This window comes from Vibrio sp. 10N.247.311.14 (genome assembly GCF_041467715.1).
In the GTDB taxonomy this organism is placed as follows: domain Bacteria; phylum Pseudomonadota; class Gammaproteobacteria; order Enterobacterales; family Vibrionaceae; genus Vibrio; species Vibrio crassostreae_C.
Genome location: NZ_JBFSVE010000050.1, coordinates 1 through 21,361, shown reverse-complemented (window position 1 = coordinate 21,361; position 21,361 = coordinate 1). Strand labels below are relative to the sequence as shown.

The following is a 21,361-nucleotide window of genomic DNA, read 5'->3' as shown; positions in this document are numbered from 1 at the left end:
TTTAAAACTCTGACTAACCTTTCAAGCGGTTCTCTAAGAACGGGACTAATTCCGTATGTGCATGTTTCAATAGTGCCTCAGTTGAATCCCAATTGATACACGCGTCGGTAATAGAAACGCCGTATTTCATCTCATTGAGAGGTATATCCGAAGATTGGTTTCCTTCGTTAATATGGCTTTCAATCATAAGGCCGATAATCGATTTGTTGCCTTCACGAATTTGGTGAATCACATCTTCTGCAACTAAAGGTTGGCGACGGAAATCTTTACGAGAGTTCGCGTGGCTACAGTCGACCATTAGCGCGGCCTCTAAGCCAGATTTACCCAGCTCTTGCTCACATTCGTGTACCGATACTGAATCGTAGTTCGTCTGCTTACCGCCACGTAAAATCACGTGACCATTTGGGTTACCTTGCGTTGTTAGTAGTGCAACTTGACCTTCGCGGCTGATACCCATGAAACGGTGGCTAGAAGAAGCCGCCTGCATTGCATTGATTGCAGTGCCTAGGTTGCCATCGGTACCGTTTTTAAAACCGATTGGCATTGAAAGACCACTTGCCATCTCACGGTGAGTTTGAGATTCAGTCGTACGAGCGCCAATAGCCGCCCAGCTGAAGGTATCTGCTAGGTATTGCGGGCTAATTGGGTCTAATGCTTCAGTCGCTAGTGGGATTTCCATCTCAGCGAGTTCAACAAGTAGTTCACGACCAACATGCAGACCATGCTCAATATCGAAAGTGCCGTCTAGATGTGGGTCATTGATCAAACCTTTCCAACCGACAGTGGTACGAGGTTTCTCAAAGTAAACACGCATAACAATATACAGTTGATCGCTAAGTTGCTCAGATAAGGCTTTTAGGCGTTTCGCGTACTCTTTCGCAGCTTCAATGTCATGGATAGAACATGGGCCACATACAACAAGCATGCGATGATCTTTCTTATGAATGATGTTTGCGATAGTTTGACGAGACTCTTGAATGAAACGACGAGCATTATCACTCAAAGGCAGTTTTGCTTTTAACTCCTCAGGAGTAATCAGTACCTGTTCGTCGATGATATTGACATTGCTTAATTCACTTTTCTGCATAACTCAACCTGTATATTTATTTTTACACCCAACATTTCCATTTGGGCTAACAATCTTTAAAAACACAATAACATCTAAAAAAACGATTGCAAGTGTAAACAATAAAAAACATTAACTGTAAATTTTATATTACACATTGAATTTAGCTCACTCTAAGAGATAAATAGGTTTAAACCATGGATCACACATACAAAAAAGGCGATATTTATCATATCGCCTTATCTAAAATTATTATGTGTTTATTTATCACTCACTGCCTAGCATTCGCTTAATCGTCTCTGAGGTCTCTTTCCACCGACTATCCGAGTGAAGCGTCGATAAATCGAAGCTGTGTTTTTTAAGCAATGAGTTAGCTAAAGGCACCTCTTGAATCGTTAAGTTGTCCAGAGCCTCTATTTGTGCATCTCGTTTATTACACATCAACACCATGTCACAACCTGCATTCAAGGCCGCTTTCGCTCTGTCTGCCGGCCCCCCCATAATGGCAGCTCCTTCCATTGTTAAGTCATCAGAGAATACCAAGCCTTTGAATCCAAGCTTCTGCTTCAATACTTTCTGCAACCAATACTCAGAGCCACTCGCTGGCTGATCATCATAGTGCGAAAAAACCACGTGCGCAGGCATCATCGCATCTAATATTCCAGCTTCAATTTGAGCCTTGAAGATGGCCATGTCGGTTTCAAAGATGTCGTCTCTAGGATCGTAAGGCGTTTCAAGGTGCGAATCAGCAATCACACCGCCGTGTCCTGGGAAGTGCTTCCCTGTTGTCGCCATTCCAACCGATTTCATGCCCTTAATAAAAGCACTACTGTGGCGAACAATGGTATCAATATCTTCACCAAACGCTCGGCTACCAATCGCTTTACACTCATGGCCTTTGTCTAATACAGGCGCAAAGCTCAGATCGATATCATGGGCAATCAATTCCGCAGCCATCAACCAACCAGCTTGTTCTGCTAACTGCTCACCATTATTCTTAGTCGCGAATTCTTGAGCGGCAGGGATAATTGAAAAGCCGTCGCGAAAGCGTTGAACTCGACCACCTTCTTGGTCAACACCAATCAAAATAGGACGTTTCGCTACCTTGCGGATCTCTTTAGTTAACGCCGACAACTGTTTGCTATCGTGGTAGTTTCGAGTAAATAAGATGAGACCACCAACGGTTGGATGCTCTAAAATTTCTCTGTCTTCAGCTGTCAGTTCGTAGCCTGCAACATCAACCCACAACGGTCCCATATTTATTCCTTATTAAACCTAATTTCATAAACTTCCCGAGATTATTCTCTTTAAATTTGCTTTACAATGTTTTTAAAACAATCTGTGGAAGACTTTAAGAATGCAGGGTAAGAGCTTAGGAATGGATCATAAAGAACTGTATATCGGTGTGATGTCGGGGACGAGTATGGACGGTGTTGATACTGCGTTAGTCTCGATTGAAGACGATAGCATTACATTGCTTGCTCATGATGAGTTCCCGATGCCTGATGACCTCAAAGCGCGTCTGCTTGAAGTCTGTATTGGTCAGAAAACCGATTTGATTGCCATTGGCGAACTCGACCACCAGCTTGGTCATCTATTTGCTGATGCGGTTCTACAACTTCTCAACAAGTCAGATACGCCTGCATCATCCGTGACTGCGATTGGTAACCATGGCCAAACAGTATTCCATCAGCCAACCGGTGATTCGCCATTTACCATGCAGCTGGGTGATGCCAATATCATTGCCGCTAAAACACAGATTCAAACAGTCGCAGATTTCCGACGCAAAGACATGGCGCTTGGCGGACAAGGGGCGCCGTTAGTACCAGCGTTTCACCATACGATTTTTCACCCAAAAGACAGCTCGGTTGTGGTGTTGAACATTGGTGGTATCTCGAATATTTCAGTGCTGCGCCCGAATCAGCCAACTTTTGGTTATGATACAGGCCCCGGCAATATGTTAATGGACGCTTGGGTAGATAAACACATCGGTGAGAAATTTGACCGTGATGCGCGATTCGCGCTTAAAGGCCAACTTAATCAAGCCTTGCTCGAACAGTTGCTAAATGAACCTTATCTATCTCAAATGCCACCGAAAAGCACTGGCAGAGAACTGTTTAATCTACCGTGGCTAGAGCAACAATTAACAGAATTTAAAGATCTTGCAGCAGAAGATGTTCAGCGCACGCTTTGTGAATACACCGCATTGACGATAGCCAATGAAGTAGAGACTTATCGCTTGGGTAGCCAAGCTGCACTGTATGTGTGTGGCGGTGGTACACGAAATCCATTGTTGATGAAGAGACTGTCTGGACTGCTTACAAGTTGGGAGGTTGAGTCGACAACCAGTAAAGGTGTTGATGCTGATTACATGGAAGCGATGGCCTTTGCGTGGCTTGCTCAACGTCATGTTCATCAACTGCCAAGCAATTTACCAGAAGTGACTGGCGCAAGCAGAGCGGCCTCTCTAGGCGTTCTATATCGTGCTGACTAAACAAATCTAGAACCATCATTTTAGAATCACCATTTAAGGATCATTATGAGTAACGACGCTCTCATATCAGCGCTCTCGCACCTCGTTTCGGAGGGGAGAAACCCTGACACTATGGATATTGATCTGCTCACCTCTCTCGAAGTGGTTGAAAAGATTAACCAACAAGACAAACAGGTACCACAGGCGATCGAGGCGGAACTGCCACAGATCGCGAAAGCGGTTGATAAGATCGCTTACGCCTTTCAAAACGGTGGCCGACTGATTTATATGGGCGCAGGCACCAGTGGTCGATTAGGTGTGTTAGACGCATCAGAATGCCCACCGACTTTCGGCGTTTCAGACAAAATGGTTATCGGCCTAATTGCAGGCGGACCAGAAGCAATTTTGAAAGCCAAAGAGGGAGCAGAAGATTCACTGACTCTCGGAATTGAAGATCTCAAAGCGATTCAGTTTTCAGAAAATGATGTTGTGGTTGGAATAGCAGCCAGTGGTCGCACTCCTTACGTAATAGGTGCACTCAACTATGCCAATCAGCTTGGCGCGGTTACAGTTGCGCTGTCTTGTAACCCAGGTTCTCCAATTGCTGAGATTGCTCAAATCGCAATTAGCCCAGTGGTTGGCCCAGAAGCCTTAACGGGATCAACACGACTGAAGTCAGGTACGGCACAAAAGCTAGTACTTAATATGCTAACGACTGCCAGCATGATTCGTATCGGTAAAAGCTACCAAAATCTGATGGTCGACGTAAAAGCGACCAATGAAAAGTTGGTTGCCCGCGCTGCTCGTATCGTTATCCAAGCAACGGAGTGTGATAAAGCACTGGCAGTATCGACACTTAAAACGACTGATTACGATGTGAAGTTATCTATTTTGATAATTCTAACAGGGCTAGATTTAGAGTTAGCCAAGGCTCAACTTGATAAGCAAAATGGCTTCTTGAGAAAAGCCGTCGAGAATAATCAATAATCGGCTTATGCTTATGCTGTTGAGAGTTACTCTCGCTACATATAAAAAGACCAGCACACATAAAGTACTGGTCTTTTTATATCTAATTTTCTTATTGCTAGCTTGGGCTTAATAGTCGTTTGAGAACTCATCCCAGCCGCGTTGCCATTCCATACGGAAACGTTGAGCGTCTTCCGTACCAGAACACACACCTTCATATACCTGACCAGATAAACCAATCTGATAAGCATGGTTCGGATTGCAGTATTCAGTAACGCCTAGGTGGTAACCTTCTGTGTAACTGGCTTGATCAACAGCACCAAGCGCGGTCATATCTGAATACGAACGCTGAGTGTGGCCTTTGATGCCATCACGGTAGCCGATCTCTTGCCAATTGCCTTCAGCGGCTAAATCTTGAACATTAGCGCTGCATCCTGCAAGGCTAAATGCCACAGTGAATAGTGCGATTATTTTTTTCATTTCAATCCTTTATTTTTACAGAGCCACTTCCTGACGAAGCATTGCTTTGTTTGTGATTCTCCGCTGAACACCAGTCGATGTCCACTCATAGTCTAATCTTCGCCACTTTCGTCCAATAACAAACCATTCAATCAGTCATAGCACCACTAAATTTGCTATTCGACCACTCACTCAAGAAGCGGAAGTTTATTCTCTTCGACTTCTTTAATATACACCCTGACTTAATTAATACATTCAGGGATAACAAATTATGATGTGGTTTCTTACCTGTGTTGCAGCACTCATTGGTGGCTACTTTATTTACGGTGCCTTTATCGAGAAAATTTTCGGTATCAATGAAAAGCGTCAAACACCAGCTCATACTAAGCAAGATGGCGTGGACTACGTTCCAATGTCGACGCCAAAGGTTTACCTAGTTCAACTGCTTAACATCGCGGGTGTAGGTCCAATATTCGGCCCTATCATGGGTGCCCTTTACGGCCCAGCTGCAATGCTTTGGATCGTGCTAGGTTGTATCTTCGCAGGTGCAGTACACGACTACTTCTCAGGTATGTTATCTATCCGCAATGGTGGCGCTTCGGTTCCAACGATCACGGGACGTTACCTAGGCAATGGCGCAAAACACTTTATGAACATCTTTGCCATTGTTCTACTGCTTCTTGTTGGTGTGGTTTTCGTTTCTGCTCCTGCAGGCATGATCACTAACCTAGTGAACGACCAAACTGATTTCGTAATGTCTACAAGCACTATGGTTGTTATCATCTTTGCTTACTACATCATCGCAACGATTGTCCCTGTCGATAAAATCATTGGTCGCTTCTACCCACTGTTTGGTGCACTGCTTATCTTTATGTCTGTTGGCCTAATCACTGCGATTGGTTTATCTGACGAGCACCAAATCATGGGTGGCTTCGAGATGAAAGACATGTTCACCAACATGAACCCGAATGACCTACCACTTTGGCCTGCTCTATTCATCACTATCGCTTGTGGTGCTATTTCTGGCTTCCACGCAACTCAGTCTCCTTTGATGGCGCGTTGTATGGAAAACGAGAAGAACGGTCGCTTCGTATTCTACGGTGCAATGATTGGTGAAGGCATCATCGCTCTAATTTGGTGTGCACTTGCTCTGTCATTCTTCGGTTCAGTTGAGTCTCTATCTGATGCAATTGCAAACGGCGGCCCAGGTAACGTGGTATACAGCGCTTCATTTGGTCTATTGGGTGTGTTCGGCGGTATCCTTGCTTTCCTTGGCGTGGTTATCCTACCTATCACTTCGGGTGACACTGCATTCCGTTCAAGCCGTCTTATCCTTGCTGAATACTTCAACATGGAACAGAAAACTCTGCGTAACCGCCTACTAATGGCTCTACCATTGTTCGTTCTTGGTGGCATCCTGACTCAAGTAGATTTCGGTATCATCTGGCGCTACTTCGGTTTTGCTAACCAATCAACGGCAGTAATGATGTTATGGACAGCTTCAGCTTACCTACTTCGTCACAACAAACTGCACTGGATAACAACGGTTCCAGCTATCTTCATGACGTCTGTGTGTATCACATTCATCCTGAACAACAGCCAACTTGGTTTCGGCCTACCAATGCAAATCTCAACTATCGTTGGTGTGATTAGTGCGCTGGGTGTTGCGGCTTACGTAATCAAGATTTCTAAAGGCAAAGGCGAAACCGACCTTGCTGATGAAGAAAAAGAAGCAAAAGGTGAAACTAAAACAGCCTAGTTCTTTAAACTCTTTGTAAAAGACCAGTCTTCATAGAAAGACAAGAACAGCCAAACACAACTTCGCTTGTTCCGGCAATCACTCAGTGATTCATGGATATTAAGACTAAAGCCCATCCCCTGTGATGGGCTTTGTTATCTGTACTGGTTAGCAACAGACAGTGAGAAGCGCTAATCGCTCGATATAAGCCTTACAAACACAAGCAAAACTACCCTTACCACACAATGAGCTTTACACTTAACAAGCGTCTCAATAGGTGAAAATATGGAACTCATTCTCTCTCTGCTGCAACAAACCTGTGTCTACTTAGTGATCGCTTACATGCTAAGTAAAACCCCACTGATTCTCCCTTTGTTGAGCATCTCTTCACGCTTGAGCCATAAGATCAGCTGTTACGTTCTATTCTCTCTGTTCTGTATTATGGGCACCTATTTCGGACTGCAAATCAATGATGCCATCGCTAACACGCGAGCAATGGGTGCGGTCATGGGCGGTTTGTTTGGTGGTCCTGTGGTTGGCTTTGCAGTGGGCTTTACTGGCGGGATACATCGCTATTCATTAGGTGGTTTTACGGACTTAGCTTGTGCTATCTCAACGACAGCAGAGGGCCTGATTGGTGGCTTGCTGCATGTGTACTTAGTCAGAAAAAACAAAGCCAGCCAGTTGTTTAATCCGATGGTAGTGTTCTCTGTGACGCTATTTGCAGAGATCATTCAGATGTTGATTCTGCTTGCGGTCGCCAAACCGTTTGAACAATCTTATGCGCTGGTTTCCGACATTGCAGCACCGATGATCATTGCTAACTCAGTGGGCGCTGCACTGTTCATGAGCATCATTCAAGATAGGAAAACTATCTTCGAGAAGTACTCAGCGACCTTCTCGCGCCGCGCACTCACCATCGCCGAGCGTTCGGTAGGTATTTTGCATGGCGGGTTTAATTCAGATAACGCGCAAAAAATCGTACGTATCGTTTACGAAGAGACCAATGTTGGGGCGGTAGCGATCACCGACCGAGAAAAAATCCTCGCGTTCGTTGGCATTGGCGATGAACACCATATTCCAAATACCCCTATTTCATCGCAAAGCACGCTCACTTCGATGGAACAGAACGACATCATCTACCTTGATGGCAAAGAGAACCCATACCAATGTTCTCTTTCGCAAGATTGTAAGTTAGGTTCTGCGCTTATTATCCCACTGCGTGCCGGTAACGAAGTCGTCGGTACCATCAAACTGTATGAGCCTAAGCTAAAGCTATTTTCAACCATCAACATGTCGATGGCTGAAGGTATTGCTCAACTATTGTCGAGTCAGATCCTGTTCAGCAACTATCAGCAACAACAGACGCTACTGACACAAGCGGAAATCAAACTACTGCACGCTCAAGTGAACCCGCACTTCTTGTTTAATGCGCTTAATACTATCAGTGCAGTAACACGTCGTGACCCTGATAAAGCGCGAGAGCTCATTCAGCACCTATCTCACTTCTTTAGAAGCAACCTTAAGCAGAACATCAACACTGTGAAACTTAAAGACGAGCTTGCACACGTCAATGCGTATCTCACCATTGAAAAGGCACGTTTTACCGACCGGTTAGAAGTGGAATGGGACATAGATCCACAGTTATACGAGTCACAACTACCAAGCTTTACCCTGCAACCATTGGTTGAAAACGCCATCAAGCATGGCATTTCGAACATGCTAGAAGGTGGCACAGTGAAGATCTATAGCGAGGCTTTCGAGAGTGGGTTCAAGTTAACCGTTGAAGACAACGCGGGTAATTATCAGAAGCCATCTCAAGATCATGTAGGATTAGGGATGGAGATTGTTGATAAACGACTCACTAATTTCTTTGGACAAGATTCAGCACTAAAAATAGAATCTCAACCACAGCAATTTACTCGAATGAGCTTTATCATACCTATACTAAAATAATGATGTTTTCATAGATGTTAGCTCCCCCAGTAGTAACATTTAGCAGACATTAAAAAGATAAGCGTGAATCAAGCAGGGATGGCACAAAAATGAAGATTGTAGGATGTTAAAAGCATTAGTTATCGATGATGAGCTTTTTGCTCGCGAAGAACTGATTGAACTTCTGACCGAAACCGGAGAAGTCGAAGTCATTGGTCAAGCGAGTAACGCAATTGAAGGACTTAAGCAGATCAACCTTCTCAAGCCTGATGTGGTGTATTTGGACATTCAAATGCCTCAGGTCACCGGTATTGAATTGTTGAGTATGCTTGACCCGGAAACCATGCCCTACGTGGTATTTGTCACCGCCTACGACCAATATGCTATTCAAGCCTTTGAAGATAATGCTTTTGATTACCTACTTAAGCCAGTCGAGCCTTGTCGATTAAACAAGAGCGTTTGTCGCCTGAATAAGGTCATCAAACAAAATCAGAAAGCGCCAGCACAAGACATCTCTGCGATTGCTCCCTGTCACTTAGAGCAGATTCCATGTATTGGTCATAACCGCATTGTGATCATGGCAAGCCAAACGGTCGAGTGCGCCTATTCCGATATCAGTGGGGTGCATGTACGTAGCTCATCGCAAACCGCGACTTCACAGTTAACGCTAAAGATCTTGGAAGAAAAAACCGATTTGATCCGCTGTCATCGCCAGTATTTGATCAACATAAAGTCGATCCAAGAGATCAAACTGTTAGAGAATGGATTAGCGGAGATCATTACCCTGACTGGCTTTGAAGTCCCTGTTAGCCGTCGTTACCTCAAGACTTTAAAAGAGCAGCTCGGTCTTCAGTAAACACATCTCGGACGGGACATAAAGCACGATCAAAAAAGCCAACGCATCAACGTTGGCTTCCTACTGTTTACAAATCGATAGTATTTGCGAATCAACTGTTTGCGAATCGCTAGTGTCTCGAATCAATAGAGATTAATCTACTTGCTTGATCTGCAGCTCTTTAGGTACTTCGAAGAACATGTTCTCTTCGCGACCTTGAATCTCTTCAACGCCAGTCGCACCTAGTTCGCGGATACGATCTAAGATTTGGTTAACTAACTCTTCAGGAGCAGAAGCACCAGCCGTTACGCCGATTTTCTTCTTGCCTTCAACCCATTCAGTCTGAATATCTTCTGGGCAATCCGTTAGGTAGCCTGGTGTGCCTAGCTTCTCAGCTAGCTCTTTTAGGCGTGTAGAGTTCGATGAGTTCTTAGAACCAACCACTATCACCACATCAACGTCATTCGCCATCTCACGCACCGCGTCTTGACGGTTTTGAGTCGCATAACAGATGTCGTCTTTACGAGGGCCTTGAATCTCAGGGAATACACGACGTAACTCTTCAATTACATCTGCCGTTTCATCAACAGACAGCGTAGTTTGGCTCACGTAGTGTAAGTTACTTGGATCATTAACCACTAGTTTTTGTACGTCTTCTGGTCTTTCAACCAAGTACATACCACCTGTTTGACTCGCGTACTGACCCATAGTGCCTTCAACTTCCGGGTGACCCGCGTGACCGATCAGTACTACTTCCATATGTTTACGGCTCGCACGAGCAACCTCCATATGAACTTTAGTCACCAAAGGACAGGTTGCATCGAATACCGTTAGCTCGCGCTCCTTCGCTTCTTTACGAACCGCTTGAGAAACACCGTGAGCAGAGAAAATCACGATATTGTCGTCAGGCACTTCACTCAGTTCTTCGACAAAAATAGCACCACGTTGCTTGAGCCCCTCAACAACAAAGCGGTTGTGTACCACTTCATGGCGAACATAGATCGGTGGCTGATACATTTCAAGTGCGCGCTCTACGATGCTGATCGCACGATCGACACCGGCACAAAAGCCACGAGGGTTAGCTAACATTATTTTCATTTCATTGCTCATCATTTACCGCGGTACTAAGGTTGTTTCTATAGAGTTCGCCGTCAGCGAGGTTCGCATTCTACAGTGAAGCGTCTAGACAGTGAAGCTCTAGGTGACATCACCGCAGTAAGGCTATCTTATTCTAACGTTAAGAGAGTTATTCTACCGTTAAGATATTGACGTCAAACGTAACGTCTTGACCTGCGAGTGGGTGATTAAAATCAACCGTCACTGAATCACCTGCGATCTCAGTAATAATACCTGGAATTTCCATCCCATCAGGACCAGAGAATGCCATGATAGTACCCACTTCAACTTCAGAATCACCAACAAACTTAGCACGATCCATATAATGAATATGATCAGGGTTTGGCATACCAAACGCATCTTCCGCTTTCAGTTCGATAGACTTTTCAGTTCCAGCTTCAAGTCCAAGTAAGCACGCTTCAAAGTTCTCACTTAGGCTGCCATCGCCCATGACGAACTTTGCAGGTTTGCCCATATTTTCGGTGCTATCGGCAACTGAACCATCCTTCATTTTAATCGTAAAATGTAGAGTTACTGCTGAATCATTTTTAATTGCTGCCACGTTACTTTCCTTAGATTTCTTTATTATTTGAGGATGCATTGTGCTTTGCTTCCTTGTTGACTGAAGCATAAAAAAAAGCGCCGTCGGAATCAACCGACAGCGCTTAGGGCTATTCTATTCTGTGAGTCATAGACTGACTTTGAGGCAAGCTATTTGCTTTCGTCTTTCTTACGGAAACCATCTAGGATGATCATCGCAGCACCGATACAGATTCCCATATCGGCTAAGTTAAATGCGGGCCAATGGTAAGTGCCCCAGTAGAAGTCTAAGTAATCGACAACAAAGCCATGTACGACTCGGTCAAACACATTTCCTACTGCGCCACCAATGATGATCGCATAAGCAATGTTATTCCACTTCTCTGCAGCTGGTAGTTTGCTCATCCAGTACGTCAGCATACCTGTTACCGCAAATGCGATACCGGTAAATAACCAACGCTGCCAACCACTTTGATCACTCAAGAAGCTAAACGCTGCACCATAGTTATGCACGTACAAAAAGTTAAAGAATGGCAGAACCTCAATACGGTTTGCCCAGCCATAACCCATGTTATCCATAACAAAGAGTTTAATGCCGATATCGGCAAGGAAGACCACTAGGGCCAACCATAGCCAACGCACACCAGATTGTTTTAACGAAACTTCACTCATTTCTATTCCTAGTATTTACGAAGTTGGTATTCACTGTTACTCAATTTAAGTGACCTGATTACCGTACTTGTATAAACACATTTCCTATAATTAAAAATAACCCCAGTTGATACTGGGGCTATGATTTTTACAAAAAGTTCAGTCTTTCTCTGAGCTGTTATGCGAACTTACGCACTTCGCCTTCACCGTCGATGTTCGACACACAACGACCACAAACTTTCTCATGACCTTCGATAGTGCCTACATCTGGAGTGTGGTGCCAGCAACGGTCACACTTCTCAGCTTCAGTAGCTGCAACTTCAACGAATAGACCAGCAACGTCTGTCTCTTGAGCTGCATCAGACTTCTCGCTTAATGGCTTAACAACAGCTGCAGAAGTGATAAGTACGAAACGTAGCTCATCTTCTAGCTTGTTGATTTTCGCCGCTAGTGCGTCGTCAGCGTATAGAATCACTTCAGCTTGCAGTGCACCACCGATCGTTTTCTCTTTACGAGCATCTTCAAGAAGCTTGTTCACAGCGCCACGAACCGTTTGGATTTCAGCCCAGAATTCGTTGCTTAGCTCTTCGCCTTCAGCTAGACCGAATAGGCCTTCGAACCATTCGCCAGTAAACACGAACTTGTCGCGCTCACCCGGCATCTCGTTCCAGATTTCATCTGCAGTGAACGACATGATAGGTGCCATCCAACGAACTAGAGCTTCTACGATGTAGTAAAGCGCAGTTTGACAGCTACGTTGAGCATGGCTGCCCTGCTTCGCTGTGTACTGACGGTCTTTAATTACGTCTAGGTAGAAAGAACCCATTTCGATAGAACAGAACTGCATTAGACGTTGAGTCACACCGTGAGTGTTGTACTCGCCGTATGCTTTAACAATCTCTTCTTGTGCAGCTTGAGCACGGCCAACAGCCCAGCGATCAAGTGCAACCATCTCTTCAGCAGGTACTAGGTCAGTTTCAGGGTTGAAACCATTCAAGTTCGCTAGGAAGAAACGCGCTGTGTTACGAATACGACGGTAAGCATCAGCTGAACGCTTCAGGATTTCATCAGAAACCGCAACTTCACCCGTGTAGTCTGTAGAAGCAACCCATAGACGCAGGATATCTGCACCTAGCTTGTTGGTTACATCTTTAGGTGCAACAACGTTACCGATAGATTTAGACATCTTACGGCCGTTACCGTCAACCACGAAACCGTGAGTTAGTACTTGCTTGTATGGTGCTTCGTCTTTCATCGCAATAGATGAAATTAAAGAAGACTGGAACCAGCCACGGTGTTGGTCTGAACCTTCAAGGTAAAGATCAGCACTGTGAGTACGCTCTTCGTTCGGGAAGTTGTACTCTTCACGAGAATCAACAACCGAGAAGTGCGTCACACCTGAGTCGAACCATACGTCTAGCGTATCCATTACTTTTTCGTACTTATCAGCGTCTTCTGCGCCCATAAGTTCAGCAGCGTCTACATCCCACCAAGCTTGAATACCTTTCTCTTCAACTAACTTCGCGACTTTTTCAATAAGCGCTGGGCTTTCTGGGTGAAGTTCTGCTGTTTCTTTATGAACGAACAGAGCAATTGGCACACCCCAAGTACGTTGACGAGAGATACACCACTCAGGGCGACCTTCAACCATACCTTCGATACGGCTTTGACCCCATTCAGGCAACCACTCAACACTCTTGATAGACTCTAGTGCTTTAGCACGTAGGCCAGCTTGATCCATAGAGATGAACCATTGTGGTGTTGCACGGAAGATGATTGGAGTTTTGTGTCTCCAACAGTGTGGGTAGCTGTGCTCGTAAGCGTGGTGATGCAGAAGTGCACCTTTATCTTTTAGAACTTCTAAAACAGAGTCGTTCGCTTTAAATACGTGCTGACCAGCAAATAGCTCAGTATCTGGCAGGTAAACGCCGTTTGAACCAACTGGGTTAGCGATTTCTAGGTTGTACTTCTTACCAACCACGAAATCCTCTTGACCGTGGCCAGGCGCAGTGTGAACCACACCAGTACCTGAATCCGTTGTTACGTGGTCGCCAAGAACAGCAGGAACAGTAAAATCGTAGAACGGGTGGTTGAACTGAGAAAGCTCAAGATCAGCACCTGTAGCAAAACCAAGGTTATGGAAATGCTCGATACCTGCACGGTCCATTACGTCTTTTGCTAGATCAGAAGCAACAACGATACGTTGAGCTGGTTGGTCGCCATTCGCTTCAACTTGGATAAGCACGTATTCAAGATCATCACGTAGACATACTGCGCGGTTCGCCGGCAGAGTCCATGGTGTTGTCGTCCAGATAACGATAGAAATTTCGCCTTGACCCGCATGACCTTCAGCTAGAGTAAATTTCTCTAGCAGCGCCGCTTCGTCAGCTGCTGTAAATTTCACATCGATAGATGGAGAAACTTTATCTTTATATTCAACTTCAGCTTCAGCCAGAGCAGAACCACAGTCAGTACACCAGTGAACTGGTTTGAAACCTTTAAGAAGGTGACCTTTGTCTGCGATTTTGCCTAGAGAACGAATGATGTTCGCTTCAGTGCCGAAATCCATAGTACGGTAAGGTTTGTCCCACTCGCCCATGATACCAAGACGTTTGAAGCTCTCTTTCTGACCTTCAACTTGGCCCGCAGCGTACTTACGACACTCTTCGCGGAATTCAGCAGCCGAAATCTTCTGACCAGGCTTACCTTTCTTCTTCTCAACCATTAGCTCGATTGGAAGACCGTGACAGTCCCAACCTGGGATGTACGGTGCATCAAAACCAGAAAGGGTCTTAGATTTGATAATAATGTCTTTAAGAATCTTATTCAGCGCGTGGCCAATGTGAATGTCGCCGTTCGCGTATGGAGGGCCATCATGCAGTACGAAAGATTTTTTACCTTTCTTTGCCTTACGGATTTCGCCGTAAAGATCTTCTTTGTACCAACGCTTCAGCATTTCTGGCTCACGATTTGCCAGATTACCGCGCATTGGGAACCCTGTTTCTGGTAAGTTCAGGGTATCTTTATAATCACTCATCGATTCTTAATTCCGTTATATTGGGCGAAGTTAGACATTATGTTAATCGGTGGAATCATCCGATTAATTCTTTAGCTGAAGCAGCCACACCCTTGCGGCTTCAGCATCCAATTCTATTTGATTCTTTAGTGCGTCGAACGATTCAAATTTTATCTCGTCGCGCAGTTTGTGCAAAAGTCGTACTTCTAACTGTTTACCATATAAATTGGCTTTAAAGTCAAAAAAGTGCACTTCTAATTGCTGCCTTACCCCATTAACTGTTGGTCGTTGTCCAATATTAGCAACGCCACCGACAGGAACACCGTCGATATCCAAAGCTTCAACAACATACACTCCCGATACAGGAGAAACACAACGCTTTAATGGAATATTAGCGGTAGGGAAACCGATAGTTCTCCCTAGTTTTCGACCATGAGAAACACGACCACTGATACTGTAGTCACGCCCTAGCATGGTAGCACTAGAAGCCAAGTCATTGGCCGCTAACGCATTTCGTATCTCAGTACTGCTTACTCGTAATTGGTTTAAGCAATAGCTCTGGGTGCTCACCACCTCAAAACCATACTTCTCGCCTGCCGCTTTGAGCATAGCGAAATTACCAGTACGACCCTTACCGAAGCAAAAATCGTCACCGACAACCAAGAATTTCACGCCAAGCTTATCAACCAAAAGGTCTTTAATGAACGCTTCAGCCGACAAGCTTGCAAAATACTGATTAAAATTCACACACAATAAACGACTGATATCTAGCTTACTCAGTTGCACGTATTTATCTCGTAAGCGAGTTAAACGTGCTGGTGCTTTACCTTTGGCAAACAACTCCATAGGTTGCGGCTCAAACGTCATGACAACAGAAGGGAGCCCTAATGCTGCAGCTTGTTTAGAAACCTGACTCAGAACCTCTTGATGCCCTAAATGAACACCATCGAAGTTACCTATGGTTAATACACAGCCATGATGCTGCGCTTTAATATTGTGTATACCTCGGATCAGTTCCATTGTGATCAGCTAAAACCTGTTATTAACATCATTTATTGTGTGAAACCGACGGATTATATACTAATCAGTATTAATCTGTCGCTGCTTTTAAATGTTTTACTCGGATACCTAAAACCAGTATCGACACAATATAAGCAAAGGCGCCAAGTGCGATCAACCCTGTTAGTGTCAACGCTCTTTGGTTAAAGCCCCAATCAAGCCACAATTGCATATTGTCTAGCTGCCATAAAATCACGCCAATCATTACCGTACCTGAGATCAATAATTTAAGGCTAAACAACAATGTAGTCTTGGTTAAACGATAAACACCCGCTAGATGCAAACCACGATAAAGCAGAGTCATGTTCACGAACGCAGACAACGCCGTTGCGATTGCCAAACCAACATAACCATAGAAATAAGCGAAGATTGCGTTGAACACCATGTTAGTCACCATCGCAATGATGCCGTACTTAACCGGTGTTTTGGTGTCTTGACGAGAGTAATAGCCGGGAGCCAATACTTTAATAAGCATGAAATTCAGCAAGCCTGAAGCGTACGCCACTAAAGACATTGAAGCCTGATTAACATCATGAGGAGAAAACTCACCACGCATAAACAGCACCATCAACATCGGTTTTGCTAACACAATAAGACCGAACATCGCAGGAATACCGAGCAGCAGTACCATGCGCACACCCCAATCCATGGTGTGAGCAAACCCTTCTCCTTCAGCATCAACGTGCTTACGAGATAAAGCAGGAAGAATAACCGTCGCAATGGCAATACCAAACAAACCGAGTGGAAATTCTAATAGTCGATCCGAGTAATACAGCCAACTGATCGAGCCCGTCGCTAGAAAACTGGCAATGAAAGTATCGAACAACAAGTTGATTTGACTTACTGACACACCAAACAAAGCAGGGATCATTAACGTGCGGATCTTAACCACGCCCGGATCTCTCCACCCCCACTTAGGCTTAACCAGTACTCCCGCTTTAATCAAGAAAGGCATTTGGAAAAGGAATTGGACTAAGCCACCAAGAAACACACCAATAGCCAAACCAATTTCTGGTTGTTCTAAATTAGGTGAGATAAACCATGCAGCGCCTATGATCATTACGTTCAAGAACACAGGCGTAAATGACGAAACCGCAAATTTGCCCATGGTATTAAGGATTGCACCTGATAAAGCGACAAACGTAATGAACCATAAATAAGGAAAAGTAATTTTCAGCATTAGGCTGGCGAGTTCAAACTTAGGCGCCGAGGGGCCGTCATTAAGCCAATCAATAAACCAACCCGCACCGAACATTGCGGTGATAACCCCAGAGCCTAATACCCCAAGCACCGTAACAATAGAAACCAACACCCCAAGAGTACCGGACACCTTTGCTATCAAGTCTCGAGTTTTATCTTTATCACCTGCGGCGTGATATTCCGTTAATACTGGTACAAAGGCTTGAGAAAAAGCACCTTCGGCAAACAGCCGACGTAAAAAATTAGGAATTTTATTGGCGAAGAAAAATACGTCTGCACTTGCTCCTGCCCCCATTAAGTTTGCTACTACGACATCACGTACTAGCCCCAAGACACGGGAAACAAAAGTCATTACACTGACAATCAGCCCTGACTTTAATAGTCGTTTACTCACAGAAACCTCTGACACTGGTTGATTACTTTCAAGCGAGGATAAATACTATCCTATCCTAAGAAGCATATTTATTAGCATTGGTCTAAAAATGCTGTTAGAATCCCCGCCATCTTAACCGCGATGACCTTTCCATACCAAAGTTTGTTTGGCTACGATTGGTTTTTGCACAAATCATTTGACAATTAAGCGCTAATGAGGGATAGTCCTCGCCCTTAAATTGTCACCGAACTAAGTTTTTGGGAGTTAGACCCTTGGCAAACAGTAAATCTGCTAAGAAGCGCGCTATCCAAGCTGAGAAACGTCGCCAGCACAATGCTAGCCGTCGTTCTATGATGCGCACTTACATGAAAAAAACTATTGCAGCTATTGAAGCTGGCAATAAAGAAGCTGCAACTGCTGCTCTTGTAGAAGTTACACCACTTCTTGACCGTATGGCGACTAAAGGCCTTATTCATAAGAATAAAGCTGCACGTCATAAGTCTCGTTTCGCTGCTGCAATCAAAGCTCTTTAATAGAAATTTGATTACAACGCAAAACGAAAAAAACCGGCCTAGGCCGGTTTTTTTATATCTAAATTTTGAGTAACGCTTTTATTTTACGTGCTAACAGCCGTTTTTCTGACCGATAAACAATTTAAGCAGATAGATAAAACAAACAATCAGAAAAATAAATAGAGAAGCAAATTGGTACGTAGATAGGTAGGTAGATAGGTAGGTAGATAGGTAAACACTAACGTTCAATGTGAAATGCTAACACTTCCTTGTGTCATTCTATCGCTGATAAGAAATCCCCCTCCCACCAGCAATAAGCTACTTGCAGTAAATACCATGCAGTAGGTTAATCATCGCTTTTACTTCTTCACTACTCAATGTGTAATACACAGTTTGAGCTTCTTTGCGAGTTTCGACCAAACCATCTCTTCTCAACCAAGCAAGATGTTGAGATAAAGCAGACTGACTCAGTTCCAACTTGCCGCACAACTCCCCAACCGACAGTTCAGTACCATGTAATAGGCATAAGATCTGTAAGCGACGCTCGTTGGCCATGGCTTTGAGTAGAATCACAGCTTGTGCTGAGTTCTTCTCCATATCTTTTAAGTTCATAGTTTGGCTCCCTACAACCTTTTCGCCAACTACGGGCTATCAGTATTTCCGGCATATTGCGGAGTTATGATAATCGATATCAATTCATTAACAAACTATCTCACTCGAACAATTTGCTAAAATCTGCGTCACATACGTTTTTAACTGCTGGATGTTGGATCATCCTCTCAGCAAATATGACGTAGTACTCCTCTTTTAACTCTTCAATACCGCCTAATAGTTGCAGTGATGTGTCGTCTTCCACTTCAGACATATAAAGCGTCGGTGCTAAAAATATTGCGTCATGATGGTAACGAGCAAAAGCCTTCATCAATGCGGCATCATCAAACTCACCTAAAATATCTGGCTTAAGCCCTTGTCTATCAAACCATTGCAGCACTTTACGACCCATTGAGGTTCGGCTGCCAGGGATCAAAAGCTTTCTTTGCTCCAATACAGCAGGGAAATTAACCCCTTCAACCTGACCTGAACTAAAAAAGCTCATTCCACTCTCACCCAGCTTTTTACTGAACAGGCCCGGGCTTTGACTAGAGTCCACCGGACAGTCAGACAAAATCATATCGAGCTTATGTTGAGAGAGTTGCTCAAGTAGCATTTCATGGGTCGATTCAAAACAGCGCAAGTGAATGCTGTTATCTGGAGGGATGGTCGACATCAGTATCTTACTGACGAGTCTTTTAGAGAGCGCATCCGCGACGCCAACATCAAACAGAATATTGGAATGCTGGCTGTAATTCACGATGTCCAGCATCTCGTAACTCAGGCCAAACATACGATCGGCATATTTAAAGACCAGTTGCCCAAGCTCTGTAGGCTCAACACTTCGGCCATTACGCTTGGTCAACTTGCCATCCATGCGTTCTTCTAAGGCTTTTATCTGCCCCGTTACCGTTTGTGGTGTTAGGAATAGGGCTTCTGCAGCTTTAGTAACAGAGCCTTGCTTGCAAACCATCCAGAAGTAATACAGATGGTTGTAGTTGAGATGCGACATAGATGTGCCGTAATAAAAGAGTAGATACCCTTTTATATCAAATATGACACCGCCACTCAACAAACTCGGAAAAACCTAACCAAACATAGATTTACCACTTATTTTTTCGAAGTGTATGATTTCATAATGTAATATTTCATCGATTATTTTCAATTTTTTTCTAACTTTTAAGATCTATATCACCTATAGAATTTCCATTAAAAAAACAATTTAAAACAACAACTTAAAACAACCACATTAGCAATTGGAATATTTAAAGAGTAAATCATCACAAAAAAGTCGCACCTAAACCAAAATGTAATATTACTGAAATATTTACCCTCTAACATCACGCTCAGATTAAACAAACAGACCAAACACAGACTTAAACGGTCCAATGGAGAAAACATTATGAACCAAGCTACTACTGCAGCAGCGCCTATCTCGAGCACTACTCGTTGGCTACGCTGGGCTAACTTGGCATTCATGCTTTACCTACTATTACTTTCAGTTTCAATGGTTGGTACAGGCTTCAAATGGGCAACAGGCGAGCAAGCAAAGGTTCTTTTCGAATTTGCTTCACACCCAGTTGCAGGCTTAATGATTGGTTTAGTAGCAACAGCGCTTATTCAATCATCAAGTACAGTTACTTCAATTATCGTTGGCCTTGTGGCAGGTGGTTTACCTGTTGAGCTAGCAATTCCTATGATCATGGGTGCTAACATTGGTACTACGGTAACCAATACGCTAGTTAGCCTTGGTCACGTTCGTTGTAAAGAAGAGTTCAAACGTGCATTCGCAAGTGCGACAATCCACGACTTCTTTAACCTATTAGCCGTTGCTATCTTCCTACCACTAGAGATGGCGTTTGGAATTCTAGAGAAAATTTCTCACTGGTTAGTATCACCGATGCTAGCAACAGGTGATATGAGCATGGGTGGTCTTAACTTCATCAAGCCAATCACTAAGCCTGTTGTAAGTGCGATTAAAGAACCACTATCAACGTTTGGCGACACTGTTGGCGGCATCATGCTTATCGCTCTAGGTATCGCAACTATCTTCGTAGCTATTACTGTAATGGGTAAGCTGATGAAGAGCCTAATGGTTGGTCGTGCTCGTGAGATTCTAAAGAACGCAATCGGTCGTGGTCCAATCCACGGTATCGCTTCTGGCTCTATCGTGACTATCCTTGTTCAGTCTTCTTCTACGACAACAAGCTTGATGGTTCCACTAGTAGGTTCAGGTGTTCTTAAAGTACGTGACGTTTACCCATTCACTCTGGGTGCAAACATCGGTACATGTATTACGGCTCTACTTGCAGCTACAGCAGTGTCTGGTGAGTTCGCAGTATTCGCACTACAAATTGCTCTAGTGCACTTGGTGTTCAACATCATGTCAACGGTATTCATCTTCGGTATCCCGTTCCTACGTGAACTTCCAGTTAAAGCGGCAGACATGATTTCAGACATGGCTGTGAAGAACAAAGCTGTAGTGGCTGGTTACCTTGTTGCGGTATTCCTTGTACTGCCTGGTAGCGTGTTAGCTCTTACCGCTTAATAGCAAAATAAACATCGCTTATAGCAAAGCCCGCTACCTCCTAGGTTGCGGGCTTTTTCTTTTTAAGAGCAGATACGGGATTCGTGTAAGCGAGTATCGAAGAGAAAGAGCCAATGCGCGTTGAGAGTATACGAGTAACATAAAGCATCACACAGCATATGATTTCTCTGCTCTTCGAATCTCGATTACTCGTCACTGTAACTTAGATACAAAAAAGGCTGCACAGAGGCCTGTCTCTTATACACAAATCCCTAAGCCACGCTTGGGGATTTTTTTTGAACTA

At 44.2% G+C, this 21,361-nt stretch carries 18 protein-coding genes; 7 read left to right on the top strand and 11 right to left on the bottom strand.

The genetic code is table 11. The features are described from left to right. Positions 1-13 precede the first annotated feature (13 nt). Together AB6F11_RS16950 and nagZ are read right to left on the bottom strand one after the other, a co-directional pair. The gene (locus AB6F11_RS16950; protein WP_017059354.1) at positions 14-1,087 is read right to left on the bottom strand and encodes a 3-deoxy-7-phosphoheptulonate synthase; all 1,074 of its coding nucleotides are present in this window, start codon (positions 1,085-1,087) and stop codon (positions 14-16) included. A 246-nt stretch (positions 1,088-1,333) separates the two neighbouring features. Further along, positions 1,334-2,323, bottom strand: coding sequence for a beta-N-acetylhexosaminidase (gene nagZ, locus AB6F11_RS16945; RefSeq protein ID WP_102394034.1), 990 nt, complete (start codon positions 2,321-2,323; stop codon positions 1,334-1,336). A 121-nt stretch (positions 2,324-2,444) separates the two neighbouring features. On the opposite strand from nagZ, the gene AB6F11_RS16940 reads away from it, so the two are divergent. Both AB6F11_RS16940 and murQ read left to right on the top strand, forming a co-directional pair. Next, positions 2,445-3,560, top strand: a complete 1,116-nt coding sequence (locus AB6F11_RS16940; RefSeq protein ID WP_016783942.1) for an anhydro-N-acetylmuramic acid kinase — start codon at positions 2,445-2,447, stop codon at positions 3,558-3,560. Between the two features lie 45 nt (positions 3,561-3,605). Continuing rightward, positions 3,606-4,526, top strand: a complete 921-nt coding sequence (murQ, locus tag AB6F11_RS16935; protein ID WP_102394035.1) for an N-acetylmuramic acid 6-phosphate etherase — start codon at positions 3,606-3,608, stop codon at positions 4,524-4,526. Between the two features lie 108 nt (positions 4,527-4,634). Here the strand turns inward: murQ and AB6F11_RS16930 are convergent, their stop codons facing one another. Continuing rightward, entirely contained in the window at positions 4,635-4,985 is a 351-nt protein-coding gene (locus AB6F11_RS16930) for a DUF2799 domain-containing protein (RefSeq protein ID WP_010434845.1), read from the bottom strand. A gap of 250 nt (positions 4,986-5,235) precedes the next feature. Between AB6F11_RS16930 and AB6F11_RS16925 the strand changes: the two genes are divergently transcribed. The 3 genes from AB6F11_RS16925 to btsR all read left to right on the top strand — a co-directional run bounded on the left by AB6F11_RS16925 (position 5,236) and on the right by btsR (position 9,493). After that, positions 5,236-6,723, top strand: coding sequence for a carbon starvation protein A (locus AB6F11_RS16925; protein ID WP_102394036.1), 1,488 nt, complete (start codon positions 5,236-5,238; stop codon positions 6,721-6,723). A 264-nt stretch (positions 6,724-6,987) separates the two neighbouring features. After that, a complete protein-coding gene (locus tag AB6F11_RS16920) occupies positions 6,988-8,658 on the top strand; it encodes a sensor histidine kinase (protein ID WP_102394037.1) in 1,671 nt (556 codons plus the stop codon). A 103-nt stretch (positions 8,659-8,761) separates the two neighbouring features. After that, the gene (btsR, locus tag AB6F11_RS16915; protein WP_055319044.1) at positions 8,762-9,493 is read left to right on the top strand and encodes a two-component system response regulator BtsR; all 732 of its coding nucleotides are present in this window, start codon (positions 8,762-8,764) and stop codon (positions 9,491-9,493) included. A gap of 132 nt (positions 9,494-9,625) precedes the next feature. On the opposite strand, the gene ispH is transcribed toward btsR, so the two are convergent. The 6 genes from ispH to murJ all read right to left on the bottom strand — a co-directional run bounded on the left by ispH (position 9,626) and on the right by murJ (position 17,448). Continuing rightward, the gene (gene ispH / locus AB6F11_RS16910) at positions 9,626-10,582 is read right to left on the bottom strand and encodes a 4-hydroxy-3-methylbut-2-enyl diphosphate reductase (RefSeq protein ID WP_102394042.1); all 957 of its coding nucleotides are present in this window, start codon (positions 10,580-10,582) and stop codon (positions 9,626-9,628) included. A gap of 136 nt (positions 10,583-10,718) precedes the next feature. Continuing rightward, positions 10,719-11,150, bottom strand: a complete 432-nt coding sequence (gene fkpB, locus AB6F11_RS16905; protein ID WP_017062866.1) for an FKBP-type peptidyl-prolyl cis-trans isomerase — start codon at positions 11,148-11,150, stop codon at positions 10,719-10,721. Between the two features lie 149 nt (positions 11,151-11,299). Beyond that, entirely contained in the window at positions 11,300-11,800 is a 501-nt protein-coding gene (lspA, locus tag AB6F11_RS16900; protein ID WP_102394038.1) for a signal peptidase II, read from the bottom strand. Between the two features lie 157 nt (positions 11,801-11,957). Continuing rightward, entirely contained in the window at positions 11,958-14,816 is a 2,859-nt protein-coding gene (gene ileS, locus AB6F11_RS16895; protein WP_102394039.1) for an isoleucine--tRNA ligase, read from the bottom strand. A 63-nt stretch (positions 14,817-14,879) separates the two neighbouring features. Beyond that, entirely contained in the window at positions 14,880-15,815 is a 936-nt protein-coding gene (ribF, locus tag AB6F11_RS16890; protein ID WP_102394040.1) for a bifunctional riboflavin kinase/FAD synthetase, read from the bottom strand. A gap of 70 nt (positions 15,816-15,885) precedes the next feature. Further along, positions 15,886-17,448: a murein biosynthesis integral membrane protein MurJ gene (gene murJ / locus AB6F11_RS16885; RefSeq protein ID WP_102394043.1), complete on the bottom strand. Its 1,563-nt coding sequence runs from the start codon at positions 17,446-17,448 to the stop codon at positions 15,886-15,888. A gap of 251 nt (positions 17,449-17,699) precedes the next feature. Between murJ and rpsT the strand changes: the two genes are divergently transcribed. Further along, a complete protein-coding gene (gene rpsT, locus AB6F11_RS16880; RefSeq protein ID WP_012603273.1) occupies positions 17,700-17,960 on the top strand; it encodes a 30S ribosomal protein S20 in 261 nt (86 codons plus the stop codon). A gap of 297 nt (positions 17,961-18,257) precedes the next feature. Here the strand turns inward: rpsT and AB6F11_RS16875 are convergent, their stop codons facing one another. Continuing rightward, a complete protein-coding gene (locus AB6F11_RS16875; RefSeq protein WP_017062868.1) occupies positions 18,258-18,551 on the bottom strand; it encodes a metalloregulator ArsR/SmtB family transcription factor in 294 nt (97 codons plus the stop codon). A 100-nt stretch (positions 18,552-18,651) separates the two neighbouring features. Further along, positions 18,652-19,542, bottom strand: a complete 891-nt coding sequence (gene nhaR / locus AB6F11_RS16870; RefSeq protein ID WP_017062869.1) for a transcriptional activator NhaR — start codon at positions 19,540-19,542, stop codon at positions 18,652-18,654. 390 nt (positions 19,543-19,932) lie between these two features. Between nhaR and AB6F11_RS16865 the strand changes: the two genes are divergently transcribed. Then, positions 19,933-21,078 carry a Na/Pi symporter gene (locus AB6F11_RS16865; protein ID WP_017059340.1) on the top strand — a complete coding sequence of 382 codons (1,146 nt, stop codon included), beginning with the start codon at positions 19,933-19,935 and terminating at the stop codon, positions 21,076-21,078. Positions 21,079-21,361: the final 283 nt, after the last annotated feature.

Bases quoted from the DNA above. Each gene is read 5' to 3' on its own strand.
- AB6F11_RS16930 (WP_010434845.1), bottom strand. From the start codon at position 4,985: ATGAAAAAAATAATCGCACTATTCACTGTGGCATTTAGCCTTGCAGGA.
- nhaR (WP_017062869.1), bottom strand. From the start codon at position 19,542: ATGTCGCATCTCAACTACAACCATCTGTATTACTTCTGGATGGTTTGC.
- nagZ (WP_102394034.1), bottom strand. From the start codon at position 2,323: ATGGGACCGTTGTGGGTTGATGTTGCAGGCTACGAACTGACAGCTGAA.
- ribF (WP_102394040.1), bottom strand. From the start codon at position 15,815: ATGGAACTGATCCGAGGTATACACAATATTAAAGCGCAGCATCATGGC.
- AB6F11_RS16925 (WP_102394036.1), top strand. From the start codon at position 5,236: ATGATGTGGTTTCTTACCTGTGTTGCAGCACTCATTGGTGGCTACTTT.
- AB6F11_RS16940 (WP_016783942.1), top strand. From the start codon at position 2,445: ATGGATCATAAAGAACTGTATATCGGTGTGATGTCGGGGACGAGTATG.
- murQ (WP_102394035.1), top strand. From the start codon at position 3,606: ATGAGTAACGACGCTCTCATATCAGCGCTCTCGCACCTCGTTTCGGAG.
- btsR (WP_055319044.1), top strand. From the start codon at position 8,762: ATGTTAAAAGCATTAGTTATCGATGATGAGCTTTTTGCTCGCGAAGAA.
- ispH (WP_102394042.1), bottom strand. From the start codon at position 10,582: ATGAGCAATGAAATGAAAATAATGTTAGCTAACCCTCGTGGCTTTTGT.
- AB6F11_RS16920 (WP_102394037.1), top strand. From the start codon at position 6,988: ATGGAACTCATTCTCTCTCTGCTGCAACAAACCTGTGTCTACTTAGTG.
- ileS (WP_102394039.1), bottom strand. From the start codon at position 14,816: ATGAGTGATTATAAAGATACCCTGAACTTACCAGAAACAGGGTTCCCA.
- lspA (WP_102394038.1), bottom strand. From the start codon at position 11,800: ATGAGTGAAGTTTCGTTAAAACAATCTGGTGTGCGTTGGCTATGGTTG.
- AB6F11_RS16865 (WP_017059340.1), top strand. From the start codon at position 19,933: ATGAACCAAGCTACTACTGCAGCAGCGCCTATCTCGAGCACTACTCGT.
- AB6F11_RS16875 (WP_017062868.1), bottom strand. From the start codon at position 18,551: ATGAACTTAAAAGATATGGAGAAGAACTCAGCACAAGCTGTGATTCTA.
- AB6F11_RS16950 (WP_017059354.1), bottom strand. From the start codon at position 1,087: ATGCAGAAAAGTGAATTAAGCAATGTCAATATCATCGACGAACAGGTA.